The 16,657-nt window shown below is 36.1% G+C and carries 17 protein-coding genes and 2 riboswitches; of the genes, 11 read left to right on the top strand and 6 right to left on the bottom strand.

Features of this window, described 5'->3' with window-relative positions; translation table 11 throughout:
- The first annotated feature begins 350 nt into the window (after window positions 1-350).
- A complete protein-coding gene (locus tag JFT89_RS02440; RefSeq protein ID WP_002124715.1) occupies window positions 351-1,127 on the top strand; it encodes an SDR family oxidoreductase in 777 nt (258 codons plus the stop codon).
- Window positions 1,128-1,175: 48 nt separating this feature from the next.
- Here JFT89_RS02440 and JFT89_RS02435 read toward each other — a convergent pair whose 3' ends face one another.
- The 4 genes from JFT89_RS02435 to JFT89_RS02420 form a co-directional block, all read right to left on the bottom strand.
- Window positions 1,176-1,844, bottom strand: a complete 669-nt coding sequence (locus tag JFT89_RS02435; RefSeq protein ID WP_201039421.1) for a methionine ABC transporter permease — start codon at window positions 1,842-1,844, stop codon at window positions 1,176-1,178.
- Window positions 1,819-2,859, bottom strand: a complete 1,041-nt coding sequence (locus JFT89_RS02430; protein ID WP_201039420.1) for a methionine ABC transporter ATP-binding protein — start codon at window positions 2,857-2,859, stop codon at window positions 1,819-1,821. Before JFT89_RS02430 ends, JFT89_RS02435 begins: the two co-directional genes overlap by 26 nt.
- Window positions 2,860-2,871: 12 nt before the next feature.
- Window positions 2,872-3,684, bottom strand: coding sequence for a MetQ/NlpA family ABC transporter substrate-binding protein (locus tag JFT89_RS02425; protein WP_016095097.1), 813 nt, complete (start codon window positions 3,682-3,684; stop codon window positions 2,872-2,874).
- Window positions 3,685-3,769: 85 nt separating this feature from the next.
- Window positions 3,770-3,883, bottom strand: a riboswitch (SAM riboswitch).
- A gap of 80 nt (window positions 3,884-3,963) precedes the next feature.
- Entirely contained in the window at window positions 3,964-4,872 is a 909-nt protein-coding gene (locus JFT89_RS02420; RefSeq protein ID WP_201039419.1) for an NAD(P)-dependent alcohol dehydrogenase, read from the bottom strand.
- A gap of 156 nt (window positions 4,873-5,028) precedes the next feature.
- Here JFT89_RS02420 and JFT89_RS02415 point away from each other — a divergent pair, with 156 nt between their 5' ends.
- The 5 genes from JFT89_RS02415 to JFT89_RS02395 all read left to right on the top strand — a co-directional run bounded on the left by JFT89_RS02415 (window position 5,029) and on the right by JFT89_RS02395 (window position 11,066).
- The gene (locus JFT89_RS02415; RefSeq protein WP_201039418.1) at window positions 5,029-5,793 is read left to right on the top strand and encodes a DUF6612 family protein; all 765 of its coding nucleotides are present in this window, start codon (window positions 5,029-5,031) and stop codon (window positions 5,791-5,793) included.
- Between the two features lie 118 nt (window positions 5,794-5,911).
- Complete coding sequence (locus tag JFT89_RS02410) at window positions 5,912-7,348, top strand: FAD-binding oxidoreductase (protein ID WP_201039417.1); 1,437 nt, start codon at window positions 5,912-5,914, stop codon at window positions 7,346-7,348.
- Window positions 7,345-7,878, top strand: coding sequence for an MFS transporter (locus JFT89_RS02405; protein ID WP_016095101.1), 534 nt, complete (start codon window positions 7,345-7,347; stop codon window positions 7,876-7,878). The genes JFT89_RS02410 and JFT89_RS02405 overlap by 4 nt, the downstream gene beginning before the upstream one ends.
- Window positions 7,879-7,968: 90 nt before the next feature.
- On the top strand, window positions 7,969-9,687 hold the full coding sequence (locus JFT89_RS02400) for a DUF3981 domain-containing protein (RefSeq protein WP_016095102.1): 1,719 nt from the start codon (window positions 7,969-7,971) through the stop codon (window positions 9,685-9,687).
- A gap of 119 nt (window positions 9,688-9,806) precedes the next feature.
- Window positions 9,807-11,066: a multidrug effflux MFS transporter gene (locus JFT89_RS02395; RefSeq protein ID WP_201039416.1), complete on the top strand. Its 1,260-nt coding sequence runs from the start codon at window positions 9,807-9,809 to the stop codon at window positions 11,064-11,066.
- Window positions 11,067-11,098: 32 nt separating this feature from the next.
- Here JFT89_RS02395 and JFT89_RS02390 read toward each other — a convergent pair whose 3' ends face one another.
- Window positions 11,099-11,545 carry a hypothetical protein gene (locus JFT89_RS02390; RefSeq protein ID WP_201039415.1) on the bottom strand — a complete coding sequence of 149 codons (447 nt, stop codon included), beginning with the start codon at window positions 11,543-11,545 and terminating at the stop codon, window positions 11,099-11,101.
- A gap of 274 nt (window positions 11,546-11,819) precedes the next feature.
- Between JFT89_RS02390 and JFT89_RS02385 the strand changes: the two genes are divergently transcribed.
- A complete protein-coding gene (locus JFT89_RS02385; RefSeq protein WP_002139912.1) occupies window positions 11,820-12,323 on the top strand; it encodes a hypothetical protein in 504 nt (167 codons plus the stop codon).
- 18 nt (window positions 12,324-12,341) lie between these two features.
- Here JFT89_RS02385 and JFT89_RS02380 read toward each other — a convergent pair whose 3' ends face one another.
- The gene (locus tag JFT89_RS02380; protein WP_201039414.1) at window positions 12,342-12,557 is read right to left on the bottom strand and encodes a DUF3951 domain-containing protein; all 216 of its coding nucleotides are present in this window, start codon (window positions 12,555-12,557) and stop codon (window positions 12,342-12,344) included.
- Between the two features lie 171 nt (window positions 12,558-12,728).
- Window positions 12,729-12,834, top strand: a riboswitch (SAM riboswitch).
- A gap of 137 nt (window positions 12,835-12,971) precedes the next feature.
- On the opposite strand from JFT89_RS02380, the gene JFT89_RS02375 reads away from it, so the two are divergent.
- The 4 genes from JFT89_RS02375 to JFT89_RS02360 are packed head-to-tail and all read left to right on the top strand — an operon-like array spanning window position 12,972 to window position 16,647.
- Window positions 12,972-13,889 carry an ABC transporter permease gene (locus JFT89_RS02375; RefSeq protein WP_016095104.1) on the top strand — a complete coding sequence of 306 codons (918 nt, stop codon included), beginning with the start codon at window positions 12,972-12,974 and terminating at the stop codon, window positions 13,887-13,889.
- A 16-nt stretch (window positions 13,890-13,905) separates the two neighbouring features.
- Window positions 13,906-14,910, top strand: coding sequence for an ABC transporter permease (locus JFT89_RS02370; RefSeq protein ID WP_201039413.1), 1,005 nt, complete (start codon window positions 13,906-13,908; stop codon window positions 14,908-14,910).
- A complete protein-coding gene (locus JFT89_RS02365) occupies window positions 14,867-15,877 on the top strand; it encodes an ABC transporter ATP-binding protein (protein ID WP_016095105.1) in 1,011 nt (336 codons plus the stop codon). The genes JFT89_RS02370 and JFT89_RS02365 overlap by 44 nt, the downstream gene beginning before the upstream one ends.
- Window positions 15,874-16,647 carry an ABC transporter ATP-binding protein gene (locus JFT89_RS02360; protein ID WP_002169314.1) on the top strand — a complete coding sequence of 258 codons (774 nt, stop codon included), beginning with the start codon at window positions 15,874-15,876 and terminating at the stop codon, window positions 16,645-16,647. Before JFT89_RS02365 ends, JFT89_RS02360 begins: the two co-directional genes overlap by 4 nt.
- The last annotated feature ends 10 nt before the right edge of the window (window positions 16,648-16,657 follow it).

Genomic DNA, 16,657 nt, shown 5'->3' with positions numbered 1-16,657 from the left:
ACTTAAATTAAAGTTTTTGAGATAGTAACTAGAGTTATATTACATGATGATTTTTAGAAAGAAAATAAGAATAATTATTGTATTTTTTGAAATATTACCGCTTTATTGTTAAAATGAAAACTAGAGATATATTGAAAGGGGATAAAGAATAGATATGTGGATGAACTTGTAATGATTAGAAATTAGATAGATGAATTTTTCTCTCGTAAGTGAGGGTTTATTTAGCTATCTGTAAATCATTCAAGGACTGCATATTTAGCTTGTACATCCCCTTTGTAAGGGTAGATGCCTATGTGGGGAAATTTATATCTCTTATATAAAATATGCGTCCTTTAAACTTGGAGGAGTATATGATGAATCAATTAAAAAATAAAGTAGCAGTTGTTACAGGTGTAAGTCGTCTAGACGGTATAGGAGCAGCTATTTGCACGGAGTTAGCAGAGGCTGGATACGATATATTTTTTACGTATTGGACAGAATACGATAAAGAGATGCCTTGGGGCGTTGATAAAAATGAACAAATACAATTAAAAGAAAAATTGATACAAAACGGTGTCAAAGTATCGAGCATGGAGTTAGATCTAACTCAGAATGATGCATCAAATCAGCTTATAAATAAAGTTACTGAACAATTAGGGTACCCTCATATATTAATTAATAATGCAGCATATTCTACAAATAATGATTTCTCTAATTTGACTGCTGAAGAACTAGATAAGCACTACATGGTAAATGTTCGTGCGACTACATTGTTAAGTAGTCAATTTGCCCAAGGTTTTGATAAGAAATCTGGTGGTAGAATTGTGAATATGACGTCGGGACAATTTAAAGGACCTATGGCAGGAGAATTAGCGTATGCAACAACGAAGGGAGCAATTGACGCTCTTACTAGTACGTTGTCAGCGGAAGTGGCCCATTTAGGGATAACAGTGAATGCAATTAATCCAGGTCCAACTAGTACAGGATGGATGACTGAGGAGATAAAGCAAGGATTAAGACCGATGTTTCCTTTCGGCAGAATTGGTGAGCCAAAGGATGCAGCAAGGCTTATTAAGTTTTTAGTGAGCGAAGAAGCCGAATGGATTACAGGGCAAGTTATTCATTCAGAAGGTGGATTTAAGAGATAATTTTATAATTAAAAAGAAGGTATCTCATTGAAATGAGATACCTTCTTTTTAATCTTTCTTTAATTTTCGTGCAACACCATTTCCTAAAGACTGTAATCCTTGAACGAGGATAATCAAAATAAAGACTGTTGCATACATTACTTCAGGTTCGTAGCGTAAATGTCCGAATCGATATGCTAAATCACCAAGGCCGCCAGCACCTACAAGTCCAGCCATTGCTGTTGCACCGATTAAGCCGATCGTTGCGATTGTTAATCCAAGTACGAGAGACGGGCGAGCTTCTTTAACCATAACGTGCCAAATAATTTTTAAAGTAGAGACTCCCATTGCTTGATATGCTTCAATGACACCGCGATCCACTTCTAATAAAGCAGTTTCCATTAAACGGGCAATGTAAGGGGCTGTGAAGACAACAAGTGGTACGATAACACCTTGTACGCCAATGGACGTTCCCATTAGAAACTTTGTAAAAGGTAAAATGAAGAATAATAGAATGATAAATGGAAGAGAACGAATGATATTAATAACTGTATTAAGAATAGGATAGATAATTTTATTTTCTCGCTGTCCACCAGGTCTCGTTAAAACAAGTGTGACGCCGAGTGGTAATGCAATAAGAATAGAGATAAGTAGTGAAAGAGATGTCATTTGAAATGTTTGAATTGTTGCTTCCCATATTACGTTACCCCACTCATCCAAAAAGGACTTGTTTCCCATAATCTGTTCTACCTCCTTCTACGATAATCCCTTGTTCTTGTAAAAATGATAAGGCACGGTGTACTTCACTTTTTTCACCTTGCATATGAACGATCAGTTTTCCATATGCCTCATGTTTTAACTGTGTAATATTGCCTGATAAAATATTAGGATATACGTGGAAACGTTTTGTAGCGACAGCTAACGCTGGTTCTCCTGAAGCGGTTCCTATAAATGAAAGTGTTACGATTTCCCCGGTGCTTTGTAGTTCTTTCTGTACCTCTTCTGGAATTTTAGCTGCAAACGCGCTATTTACAAATTTCTTCGTTGTTACATGTTGTGGATTGGTAAAAATATCCTTCACTGTTCCACTTTCAACGACAGACCCATGTTCCATTACAGCAACTTGGTCACAAATACGCTGGATGACATTCATTTCGTGTGTAATTAGCAAAATCGTAATTCCGATTTCTTCGTTGATCTTTAATAATAAATCAAGAATAGAATCGGTCGTTTCCGGATCTAATGCGCTCGTTGCTTCATCACTTAATAAAACTTCAGGCTCATGAGATAGTGCGCGAGCGATCGCTACACGTTGTTTTTGACCACCAGATAATTCACTTGGATAGGCATCTTTTTTATTAAAGAGATCAACAATGCGTAAATACTTTTCTACCCTTTTTTCAATTTCATTTTTGGGAAGACCAGATAGACGTAAGGGTAGTGCGATATTTTCATAAACGGTAACGGTTTTAAGTAAATTGAATCCTTGAAAAATCATGCCGATCTTTTTTCTCGCCTTTGCGAGTTCTTTTGTCGATAAGGTTGTTAACTCTTGTTCATTTACAATGATATCTCCTGTCGTTGGTTTTTCTAATAAATTTACACAACGAATTAATGTACTTTTACCAGCGCCACTATATCCGATGATTCCAAATACTTCGCCCTTTTTTACTTTAAGGGAAGTTGATTTAAGAGCCTCAACATTCCCTTTTTTTGTTGTAAATATTTTGGAGACATTTTTTAATTCAATCATTATAGTCAGCTCCTACCAAGACGGTAAAACAGAACCATCGAATTTTTTCTCAATGAAATCTTTTACTTCTTTAGATTGATAAGCTTTCTTTAATTTATTAACAACAGCATCATCTTTATTTTCAGTACGAACAACGACCCAATTCACATATGGTGAATCTTTTCCTTCGCGGAAAATGGAGTCTTTTGCTGGACTTAATTTTGCACCTAATGCAAAGTTTGTATTAATTGCAGCTGCCTTCACTTCACCTAGCTGCGTTGGTAATTGAGATGCCTCTAATTCAACAATCTTTAAATTTTTCGGATTTTCAATTACATCTTTTGCAGTCGCTTTTTCTGTAGCTTTTGGATCCACTTTTAAAACCCCTGCTTTTTCAAATAGCTTTAAAGCACGAAGCTCATTTGTTGGATCGTTTGGGACAGCAATTGCGTCGCCCTCTTTTAATTCTTTTACATCTTTTAAGTTTTTAGAGTATATGCCCATAGGGAATGTTACTGTGGAAAATACTTCAGTTAATTTCATATTACGTTCAGCTTTAAATACGTCTAAATAAGATTTAGTTTGATAGCTGTTTACATCGAGACTTTTTTCATCTAAAGATACGTTTGGCGCTACATAATCATTAAATATCTTTACATCAATTTGGAGGCCATCTTTTGCTGCAACTTCTTTCACCTTTTCAAAAATTTGTTCATGCGGTCCGCCCGTTACACCGACAGTAATCTTTTTCTCATCTAATGCTTTTACCTCTTTATCAGAATTAGCACCACATGCACCTAACAATAATACAGCTCCGCTTACAATACTTAATAATACCTTTTTCATATATAATTCCCCCTTAATATACGTTCCAAAATAAAAAGCACCTCTCAAAAATAAGAGAGGTGCCGAATAGACGAAATAGGTTCCTCTCTTATCTTCCAAAACGAAAATCGTTCTGCAGGAATTAGCACCTTAGCTTATAAGTTCTAAGCTCGGTTGCCGGGCATCATCGGGCCAGTCCCTCCGCCACTCTTGATAAGAGTATGTGTATGTAGTTTTTAAATATGGTACTAATAGTAAATCTTACAAAAAGAATTGTCAATGTTATTTTCTGAATATATTTTATTTTAAGGCAATAGAAACATTCCCTTTTTTATGTCCCTTTTCCACATACATATGAGCTTCAGCAATTTCTTCTAATCGGTAAGTTCTATCAATAACGGGCTTTAGTTTTTCCGTTTCGACTAGTTTTTTTAATAGAATCATATCCTCTTTACTTACCTTAGCCATCATTCCATTAACAGATACATATTTTCCATTGGGTGTTAATGTATTTGTACAAAGGGATTTTTTATACTTCCCAACTGCATCAAATATAATATCGTAGCATTTGCCTTGCTTAGTAAAATCTTCTTTCGTATAATCAATTACTTTATCAGCTCCTAAAAATTGCACGAGTTCAAAATTTGAATTACTACAAACAGCCGTAACGGTCGCGCCGAAATATTTAGCAAGTTGTACGGCGGCTGTTCCTACTGAACCAGATGCGCCATATATAAGTACTTGTTGCCCTTTTCTTATACGTCCTTTTCTCAGGAAGTGTAATGCTGAAGTTCCACCAAAAGGAATAACGGCAGCTTCTTCATACGTCACATTGGTAGGTTTTAATGATATCAATCCACTTTCATGTACACATGTATATTCTGCATAACCACCGACATTAAGCTCTGTTAATGCGAAAACTTGGTCTCCTTTTTTAAATTGAGTTACATCTGTTCCTATTTCTTCGATTTCACCAGATAGCTCCACGCCGAGTATAGGTTTTCTTGGTTTTTTTAAACCTAATATAATCCGCATAGGAATCCAAAATAAAAGGGGGCTATTAAAGCCGCGCATTCTACAATCTCCAGTCGTTACACTTGTTGCGTGAATTTTAACTAATACTTCATTCTTTTTTGGAGTAGGTTTCTCTACATCTTGAAGTTTGAGAACATTAGGCGGCCCATACTTTGTGCAAATAATTGCTTTCATAATGACCTCCTGAATTTAGTTGTTTTTATTTACATCATATTTAAGTATTTCTTTAAACATGTTGTTATTCGAGAAATAAAGTTAAATAGAAATATTAAAAAGTATATAGATTTCAAAGGAAAATAGATGATATCCTTTTGGAAAGGAGGACAAATTATGAAAAAACTTATTTTAACTTCTAGTATGATCCTTGCAGTTATTTTAGGTGCAGGGTGTAGTAATGAGAAAACAACAAAGACTGATGAACCGAAAAAAGAAGCCATGCAGAAAGAAAAGGAATTAGCAGCGAAGGATGTTTTCAAGAAAACGAACGAAGCTTTTAAAAACGAAGAAAATGTAACGATGACATATGATGTAGGGATAAAAGCTGAGGGAACAGAGATGGATATATTAAAGGCTAAAATGCAATTAGAGCCAAAGACAAAGAATTCTCGTTCTGAAATGAATATTTCTGGTACAGATGTTGTAGTGTATACTGTGGATGGTAAAGTTGCTGGTGAGGTGAAAAACTCTAATACAGGAGAAGTTATATCTGTACCGGAGGAGCAATTAAACGCTGGTGGAATGAAAGCGACTCAAGATATTATAGATAATTTAGAAGTACCAGCAGTAGTTTTAGATAAAATGAAGATGGAGAAAAGCGGAGATAAATATAAACTGAAATTTACATTAAAAGGGCAAGAAACAGAAAGTATGTTAACTAGCATGGATGAAACGCAGAAGAAAATGCTACAAGCACAAAACGCAAAGATAGAAGAAGTGGATGCAGAATATATCATTACAAAAGATTTTAAATATGAATCAGCGAAGATAGATATGATTATGAGTAGTAATGGTAAGGATAAGGCACACATTATTACGAATGCAAAATATACATCGTACGAAAAGTTTGAGCCAATACAGCTGCCAGCAGCAAAGTAAAAGTCTTGATGAGGGAGGGACCTAAAATAAAGGGTCTCTCTCTTTTTTGTTAATACCTTCTTCGTAGGAAAGTAGGTACAATATGAAGAGGAAGAACGTTAGAAGAGGAGAGTGCCATTTGAAAAAAAGAAAGATAGCAGTTGTTATTGTAGCGTATACAGTGTTGCTCACGGCATCTGTATATACATACAAAGGGCAACTGGATCATCCTATTATGAGTGATGTAGGGAAGTTGCTTCCAACGAAAATTAAACGTGTTGAAAATGCTGAGGATGAAAGTTCATTAAAAAAGTTAGTGCAAGATGCAAAAGTATCTGGAGAGAAGATTTCTATTGCAGGTATGCAACATAGCCAAGGCGGGCAGACATATTATCCGAACGGTACGATGCTTGATATGAAAGGATATAATGAAATATTAGAATTCGATCCGGAGAAGAAGAGGGTTAGGGTGCAAAGTGGTGTCACATGGAATGACATTCAAAAGAAAATCAATCCATATGGTCTTGCAGTTCAAGTGATGCAATCTCAAAATATTTTTACTGTTGGTGGTTCATTAAGTGTAAATGTACATGGGCGTGATATTCGTCATGAAGCATTGATTGATACAGTAGAGTCGTTCAGATTGTTAATGGCAGATGGTACGGTGCGTAATGTAAATAGAGAAGAAAATGCTGACTTGTTTCCGTATGTAATTGGAGGATATGGATTATTTGGTGTGATTTTAGATGTGACGCTACAGTTAACAAACGATGAATTGTATGAAACGCACACGAAGGTACTAGATTATAAAGAATACTCTTCATACTTTAAGAATAAAGTGCGAAGGGACGAGAATATACGTATGCATTTAGCACGTATTTCTGTTGCCCCAAATTCATTTTTAAAAGAAATGTATGTGACAGATTATGTACTGGCAGAAGATCAACAGAAGGTGGGAGAGTACAGCAAATTAAAAGAAGAAAATATTATAGCTGCGCCGAAATTCTTACTTGGGTTATCACGTTATAGTGACTGGGGAAAGGGCGCATTTTGGGATATACAAAGAAGTTATTTTGAACGTACAGATGGTAAGTACGAAACTCGAAATAACGTAATGAGATCTGATAGTGCTTTTATGGAATACGATAATCCAAACTTGACCGAAGTTTTACAAGAGTACTTTGTACCGATAGATGGTTTTGCAGAGTATATAGATGATTTGCGAAGTGTTTTAAATGAAGAGGAATTAAACCTTCTTAACATCACAATCCGCTATGTAGAAAAGAATGAGAATGCGGTGCTATCTTATGCGAAAGATGATATGTTTGCGCTTGTGCTTCTAATTAATCAAGGGCGTTCTGAAGATGAAATAAAGAAAACAAAAGTGGTCATTCAAAAGATGATTGATGTTACGTTAAAGCATAATGGAAGTTATTATTTACCGTATTATTCTTATCCGGAAAAGGAGCAACTAAAGAAAGCGTATCCTCGCATAGAAGAATTCCTTCAGAAGAAGAAGGAAGTAGACCCAGAGGAAAGGTTTGTGAATTTATTTTATAAGGAGTATAGCAAATGACATATAGAAGATTTGTAGCCTCACAAAGCATTATTATGATGGCGGGTAGTATGGTATTTCCTTTTTATATACTATTGCTTCGAAATGTAGGAAATAGTTTCTCGCAATTTGGCTGGGCGTACGGTTTATTTGCCTTAACTTCAGCTCTAGTATATCCGTTAGTTGGAAGAACTTCTGATAGGATAGGTGATAGAAAGTTATTAATTATATACGCATGGTCCATGGCTATATTAATGCTTTGTTTCCCTATTGCAACAGAGGTTTGGCATGTATATATTCTCCAAATTTTAATGGGTATTTTAGGTGCTGTGCAGCGTAATACGGAGAAGACATCGTTAGCACGAAAGGTAGCGCATAAGGAAGCTGGTTATGAAATTGGAAAATACCATGTATGGACATCAATTGGTGGCGGAGTAGCTATAATTGCAACTGGTTACCTAGTGGATTTCTTTACGATAGGGACTATTTTTTACATTGCTTCAGTTTTATATGTAGTTAGTGGATTTGTATTAAGCCGCGGTGATAAGTAATTAAAAGTATTTCCATTCCCATTTTTACCTGATTACCCTTTATTTGTTATACTTATGGAGAAGACAAAAGAAAAGGGGACATTGCCTTTGATGAAATTTATAGTTTTAGCTATTCTCACTTTGTTTTTGATTCCATGGACTAGAAGCGGTAATAAAATTCGCGCGGTGGATAAAGGAGGAAATGAGAAAGTTGTAAAGGGTAAGAAATCATCTATTTTAGTTATTCCTGTTTTATTTTGGATAGGTATTGCAATCTATGAATATTTCTGGCTAATTGATGATCGAGCAGATTCTATTCTTACTCATTATTCTGTTGCAGTAGCGATTTTAATTGGGCTTGTTTTATTCTCACAAGAGCAGGTAGGGAAATTAGAAGGTACGCTAAAAGGACTTCTAATGTTCGTTTTACTCGCAAGTTACGGCTATTTTGGTTATTTGCACGATATAGTAATCTCGCAAAAGAAATATGATTCGGTCGTGAAGGTAGAGAAAGATATTTCAGAGCCATTTACTGAAAATGACCAACCGTTTACAGTTCCGCCTAAAACGGCGGAGAATAAAATGAAAAAGGTATTTGGTGATATTCCGAAAGTAGCTTATTTTGAGCTAGGGGAATTAACGCCACAAATGGTAAATGGTGAAGCCTTGTATGTAGCACCGATAGAAGTTTCGGGATTTTTTAAAGCACGTAAAGCGGAAACAATTCCAGGTTACGTAACAATGTCAGGTACAAATCCTGATGCGGAAGCGAAATTACATCTTGGATATAAAATGAAGTATGTACCAAGCATGTTTTTCGGTAATAAATTAGAACGTGTCGTTCGAAAAGCAGAGCCAGATTTAGTTTTTAAAGGGAAACCAAAATTTGAAGTTGATGATAAAGGAAAACCGTATTATACAATGACATACGGTGAGTTTATTTCAGGAAGATCAGGGTTTGAAGTAGAAGGCGTTGTCGTTGTTGATGCACAAACAGGTAATGTGAAACGATATGATAAAGGGAATGCACCTAAATTCATTGATGGTGTATTAAATCATGAAACAGCATCTACGTTAAATACGTACTTCGGAAAATATATTCACGGATTTTGGAATACGAAATTCTCACAAACTGACATGAAGATGCCGACTGAGTGGGGGACGAAGGAAGGCGTTACGCCAATCTTCGGGAAGGATGGTAAATTGTATTACTTTACAGACTTTACCTCTCCGAAAGAAGGAGTAGATTCTGCTCTCGGTTACTCATTAGTTGATGCACGTACAGGAAAGTTGTATTACTATAACGGAAAAGAAGTGAAGGGAATTATGGACGGTTCGGCTGCTACAGAAGTAGTGGATAATTCCTTTAAGAGAGAGAAATGGCATGGAACAATGCCGGTTATTTATAACGTATATGGTAAACCTTCTTGGATTGTACCGGTTATTGATGACGGCGGATTAGTACGTGCTCATACTGTCATATATGCTTCTAATGCAAAAGTGTTTGCAACAGGTTCAACGCAAAAAGAAGCACTTGAGAATTATAAAAATGCGCTGAGCGGAAGTGGTGATTCATTTAGACCGACTTCAAATGGGAAAGAATCGCAAAAAGAAGGTACTGTACAACGTGTGTATAAAGAAAAATCAGGTGAAAATACGATTGTGTACGTACTATTAGAAAACGAGCAAAAAGTATTTATGGTACCGGCGAAGAAATTCCCATATGCAATGTTTACAGAAGTAGGAGATCCAATTCAAATCACATATTTAGACACAGGAGAAATGATGGCATCTGTATCTAAATTTACAAATAGTAATTTGAAAAAGTAAAGCGATAGAAATTCTATCGCTTTTTTTTTACATTATTAAACAGGAAAATACGGTATACTTGACGTATATTTATGTTGTAACTATAATTGTTACGATTAAGTATTTATATGAAAGGGTGAATGGAAAAAGTGAATGGAGTTAATCACGAAGTATATAAACCTGTAAAGACAAACAGGTTATGGATGATTCTTGTATTAGGGACACTTACGGCAATTGGGCCATTATCTATTGATATGTATTTGCCTTCTTTACCAAAGTTAACGGATGATTTACAAACGGGTGCATCCCTCGCGCAGCTTACATTAACTGCTTGTCTGCTTGGGCTTTCAGTAGGGCAGTTATTTATTGGTTCAATTAGTGACATTTACGGAAGACGCAAACCTCTTATTATCGCTCTTATTATTTATGTTGCTTCTTCTTTACTTTGTGCTGTTGCGCCATCTATTTGGACTTTAGTCTTATTGCGCTTCTTACAAGGAGCTTCAGGATCAGCCGGGATTGTTATATCACGTGCAATGGTACGTGATATGTATTCAGGTTCTGAAATGACGAAGTTTTTCTCATTACTTATGTTAGTAAACGGGGCAGCACCTATTTTGGCACCGATTATTGGAGGGCAATTATTACAGTTTACATCATGGCGCGGCGTTTTTATCGTTCTTGGAGTAATTAGTGTATTCATGCTAATATCATCTACTTTCGTATTACGTGAAACATTACCTCCTGAAGAAAGAGAGACAGGTGGATTATCAGGAACGCTGGCAACATACGGAAAGCTTTTGAAAGATCGTTTATTTATGGGATATGCATTGTCGCAAGGATTAGTAACAGCTGCAATGTTTGCTTATATTTCTGGTTCACCGTTCGTGTTGCAAAATATATACGGGGCATCACCACAACAGTTTAGTTTGTTCTTTGCAATTAACGGTATTGGTATTATTATTGCTAGCCAAGTTACTGGCCGCTTAGCGGGGAAAGTTAATGAGAAAACTTTATTTGTTGCTGGTATTATTATTGCGGCTGTTGGCGGTCTATCGTTACTACTTACAATCGCACTTGGAATAAGGCTAATCGGTGTTTTATGCTCGCTATTTCTTGTTGTATCAAGTGTTGGGGTTGTATCAACAACCGGCTTCTCGTTAGCGATGAGAAATCAAAAACAAGCAGCAGGAACAGCATCAGCTTTACTAGGTTTATTACAGTTCATTTCAGGAGCACTTGTAGCACCGCTAGTAGGTATTGGTGGAAGCAATACAGCACTTCCTATGGGTGTTGTTATAGCTCTTTGTGAAATTGGTGCTGTATTATGTTATCTATTTATGGCTAGAAGAAGTGAGAAGCAGTTTGAACTGCAACAAAATAAAAAGTTAGAAGCTTAATACAAAAGAGCTGATTCAAACATTTCTTTGAATCAGCTCTTTTTTTCATTTCTTTGAAATAACTCATACATATTATTCATGATCGCATCATATAAGAAAGCGAGTTTATCCCATACCCAGCGGTTACTGTCGACCTCTTTCTCCCCGCAATCAATAATATCAGTATGATCTGTAATTCTATATGCCCTCTCAACGATAATAGGAGCAATCTTCGGTATGCGTGGAATTTCTTTTAAGACATCTGCAAAATTTCCAATGTAGACATGACCGATAATCTCGATTGTTAAAGATTTATCGGATATATTTAGCACAGTATGAAATTGATTTATATGTTGTTTCTTTAAATATTGGGCCAGCTTAAATGGAGCATGCTTCTTCTTTAATACGTGGCGAAGGCTCTCTGTATTTTCAATATGAAGTGACTTTTCGCGAATAAGGACGCGAATATCTTCGCCCATAAAGGGTATTGTATTGTACATTGATGATTCTCCTTACAAACTGAACTACGCTTACTTTATGCATATGTAAGTCTAGCATGGTTTGTTCTCTATGTGTGCTTACAGTTTTGTAAGGTGATGTAGTAAAGTGATGCAAAAGTTATTTGCATAAAGTGACGATACTGTGACAAAAATGTTGGTATGTATATTAAGATATCGTCTTAAGTGTAAAAAGTGGGGCGTTCTCGGTATAATAACAAGTGGAGATAAAAGAAACTATAATTAGTAGTAGCTGTAGATAAAAGGAGAATTCGAGATGAAGAAGGTTTTGGGTATTGCTGTAATGGGAAGTATGATCCTTCTAGCAGGATGTAATGGAAATAAAGATACGAAAGAACCGAAAGAAAAGGTAGAGCAATCCACTGAGCAAACAGAAGAAATGAAAGAATACAGCGCAGTACATGAAAAATATGATGCGAAAATAAATAAAGAAATTAATAAGGCGTTACAGTTATTTGAAGTGGCAAAAGAAAAGGGCGGTAAGGAAATAACGAATGCTACATATAAAGAAGATGTGCAAAAGGTAACAACGAGCATGTTAGAAGATATTGATAATATACGTAAAGAAATTCGTGTTCCAAAGTCGAAAGAGCAAGAACATGAGGTATATGTTGGTTTCTTGAATGAATCGGAACAAGCAATGAAAAAATTACAGAAGTTAGCTAAAGAAGAAGATTCATCATTGATTCGTGATATAGAAATTAACTTTGCAACAGCATCGACATACTATAAACGTTTTCAAACAGAGGCGAAAAAATAACCTTGCGCATGCGCAAGGTTATTTTTTCTTCTTACCATCTCCGTCTTCATCCTCGGATACTAATACCTGCTGTTCTTCGTGAAATTCTGAAATTGTTTGGCCAGTAATATTATCGAATGGAGTGTAAAAAGAAGTGATACGTTTCTTCTTAATGAAGAGTTTGTAGAAGCCGATGATTACGAGTATGACAATTGTTAATGGCAATCCTATGGTGGCCAGAAGTAAGGGATCCATTTTATAACTCCTTTAAAGTAATTAATTTTATTATAAGCTAAAGTAGTGATTTTAAGAAATAACGCTATTAAAAACTGATTTTTCTAAATATATCCAATTTGATTGACTTTTCATTTTTTCAGAATTATAATTCGAAATATACAATTTGAACCAAATAATAATATAGCAATTTACTTATCCAGAGAGGTAGAGGGACTGGCCCTATGACACCTCAGCAGCGGGTTCTGTAACAGGAACACCGTGCTAATTCCAGCAAGCAAGTCTTGAAAGATAAGTGATGGGCCTTCGTTTATTAAGCCTTGATCTTATTTTTTAAGATCAAGGCTTTTTGTGTTTTAAGAAGTAGAGGAGGAGTAATGGCAACAAATATGTCAATAAAACAAAGTAAATTCATTTGTTTAGGGGGTTATTGAAGTGTATGTTATTAAAAAACTATCGGTTATGGTATTCACGCTATGGGTCATTACGACAGTAACATTTTTAATTATGCATATTATTCCAGGTGATCCATTTTCATCAGATGCGAAAATCTTTCCTGAAGAAGTAATACAAAACATGAGAGCGAAGTATCACCTTGATGAACCGTTATGGAATCAGTATGTTGCTTATTTGGATGGGGTAGTTCATTTTGATTTTGGCGAATCTGTTCAATCGACAGGTCAAGGTGTATCGGAAATTATAACGACAGGCTTTGGTCCATCAGCGATTATTGGTTTACAAGCACTTATTATTTCATTGTTAGTCGGAATTGCCGCAGGTACATTTGCCGCGCTATATCATGGGAAAGTGATTGATTATAGTGTGAGCTTGCTTGCGATTCTCGGTATTTCTATTCCTAGTTTTATTTTAGCACCACTATTTATACAAGTATTCGCCATACAATTTGAATTACTACCAGTGGCGTCTTGGGGAACATTTGAGCATACTGTATTACCCTCCTTCGCATTAGCGTTAGGACCAATCGCAGTTATTACAAGATTTGTTCGCTCTAATATGATTGAAGTGTTGCAGAGTGATTATATTAAGCTAGCGAGAGCGAAAGGTATACCAATTAAGAAAATCATTATAAGACATGCTCTTCGAAATGCGATTGTTCCGGTACTTACATTTGTTGGCCCATTAATGGCTGGACTTTTAACAGGGACTTTCGTTATTGAAAAAATCTTTTCAATTCCTGGTTTAGGAAAATATTTTGTAGACAGTATTTTCAACCGAGATTATCCGGTGATTATGGGAACAACCATTTTCTATAGTGCGCTATTAATTGTATGTATTTTTATTACAGATATCATTCATCGTATTGTTGATCCGCGCATTCGTTCTATTACGTAAGGAGGGTGATGTTTAAATGGGGGCTTATGAAATTAATGACCAGTTATTAACGAATGAAGAGAAAAAAGAATTAACGATAAATAAAGATCAGAAAACGATTAGCCGGAAAAAGGAAGTGTTTCGCAAGTTTATATCAAACCCTATAGCAGTTTTAGGGGCAGTGACGTTATTACTAATTATTGTTTTCTCGCTTATTGGCGAAAGTTTAACGCCATTTACTGCGAGTGAACAAGTAAAAGAAGCAACTAATTTACCGCCTAGTAGTGAGCATTGGTTCGGAACAGACGATTTAGGGAGAGATATTTGGGCACGTACTTGGGCTGGTGGGAAAATTTCATTAGTAGTTGGATTAGTAGCGGCAGTTCTTGATATAGGGCTTGGTGTACTTATCGGTGGCTTTAGTGGATATGTGAGAGGACGTAATCGTCTTGGAACGTTAATTGATGAGTGGATTATAAGAGGGATTGAAGTGTTATACGGTATCCCATATTTACTGATTGTTATTTTACTATTAATCATTATGAAACCAGGACTTTTTACAATTATTATAGCTCTTGCGTTAACGGGATGGATTGGCATGGCACGTCTCATTCGGGCGCAAGTACTTTCATTGAAACAAAGAGAATTTGTTATTGCAGCAGAGCGATTAGGTACACCTCATATGAAAATTATATACGGACATTTAATTCCAAACTTAACAGGGATTATTATCGTAAATTTATCATTTACAATTCCAGCAGCTATTTTCTCAGAATCATTTTTAAGTTTTATCGGACTTGGAGTACAATCACCAGCAGCGAGCTGGGGCACGATGACAAACGATGCACTCGGGACATTACTAAGCGGAGAGTGGTGGCAACTTTTCTTCCCGGCAATTATGATTGCACTCATCATGTTCGCATTTAATGCGATTGGTGATGGTTTGCAAGATGCGATTGATCCGAAAATCGTAAAACGTAATCGAAAGGAGAAAAAACATGGCACAAATCTTATCTTTAGAAAACGTAACGTTGGCCGTTGAAAAAGAGAATAGTAAGCAAGCAATTGTGAAGCATGTTTCCTTTTCTATTAACGAAGGTGAAATAGTTGCACTTGTCGGAGAAAGTGGTTCAGGGAAAAGTGTTACAGCACAATCAATTATCGGCTTAAATCAAGAATCGATTCATATTGATGATGGAAATATATCTTTCCAATCAAAGGAATTAACGGATTTACAAGAATCAGAATGGAATCAAATTCGCGGGAAAGATATTTCCTTTATCTTTCAAGACCCGCTTTCATCTTTAAATCCGACGATGAAGGTTGGAAGACAAATTACAGAAGTAATTGTGCAGCATGAAAAGAAATCGAAAAAAGAGGCAAAAGAAATTGCAATTAACTTACTAAATGATTTAGGGATACATGAAGCAGAGAAACGCTTTGAACAATACCCGTATCAGTTGAGCGGAGGTATGAGGCAGCGTATTTGTTTAGCAATTGCATTTGCTTGTCACCCGAAGCTCGTTATTGCAGATGAACCTACAACAGCATTAGATGTAACGATTCAAAAGCAAATTATGGAGTTGTTAAAAGCAAGAAAAGAAAAACAAAATACGAGTATTTTATTAATTACACATGATTTGGCACTTGTACGTGAAGTAGCTGACCGAGTAGTAGTTATGTACGGGGGACGTGTTGTTGAAAAAGGAACGATTCAAGAAGTAATTGGCTCACCTAAGCACCCTTACACAAAAAGTTTATTGCAAGCAATTCCGAATATGGATGATTCAGAAAAGGTACTTAGAGCAATTGAGGGAACAACACCTTCAATTGAGACGTTAAATAGTTTTGGATGCCCGTTTGTGAATCGTTGTCCTGTAGCGATAAAAGAATGTATTCAGCGCTTCCCAGAGAGAACAACATATTCTGAGGAGCATAGTTCACATTGCTGGCAGCATATTCTGGAGCATAATAAAGCGAAATCAAAAGAGAGGGTGAATGCCTCATGACGACAGATTTAATTACTGTAAAGCAAGTAACGAAAACGTATGGAAGTAAAAATAAAGAAATCGCAGCTTTAAAAGATATATCACTTTCTATCCCGAAAGGAACAACGCTTGGCATTATTGGGGAAAGTGGTTCTGGAAAGACAACACTTGGTAAGCTCATAGCTGGGATCGAGCGTCCAACGTCTGGTGAAATTGATTATAACGGTCAAGTTGTTCACAAGCTGAAGTCAGCTCATAAGCGGGATTTCTTACAGAAAGTACAGTTCATTTTTCAAGATTCCACAGCGGCATTAAATCCGCGCTGGAAAGTACGCGATATTGTAACAGAAGGCTATATTTCATTCGGTTTAGGCGATAAAGGATTGAAAGATAAGGTCGCAGGTGATGCACTAGAGCGTGTTGGATTAGATAGACGATATATTGATCGCTATCCACACGAATTTAGCGGAGGACAACGTCAACGTATTGCCATTGCAAGAGCGCTATTATGTGAGCCAGAAGTATTAATCCTTGATGAGCCAATTTCAGCATTAGATGTTTCACTGCAAATCCAAATTGTACATTTACTGCAAAAGATTCAAAAGGAACAAGGCTATACATATTTATTTATCGCACATGATTTACCGATGGTTCACTATTTATGTGAAAAAGTGGCTGTCTTATACAAAGGAGAACTTGTTGAATTTGGATATACGGACGAAGTATTCCGTAATCCACAACATTCTTATACAAAAACATTATTAGCATCAACACCAAAAATTTCAGGTTAAAGGAGAATGT

The organism is Bacillus sp. TH25, from assembly GCF_016650935.1.
Taxonomy (GTDB): domain Bacteria; phylum Bacillota; class Bacilli; order Bacillales; family Bacillaceae_G; genus Bacillus_A; species Bacillus_A mycoides.
This window is presented reverse-complemented; position numbering and strand designations above follow the sequence as displayed.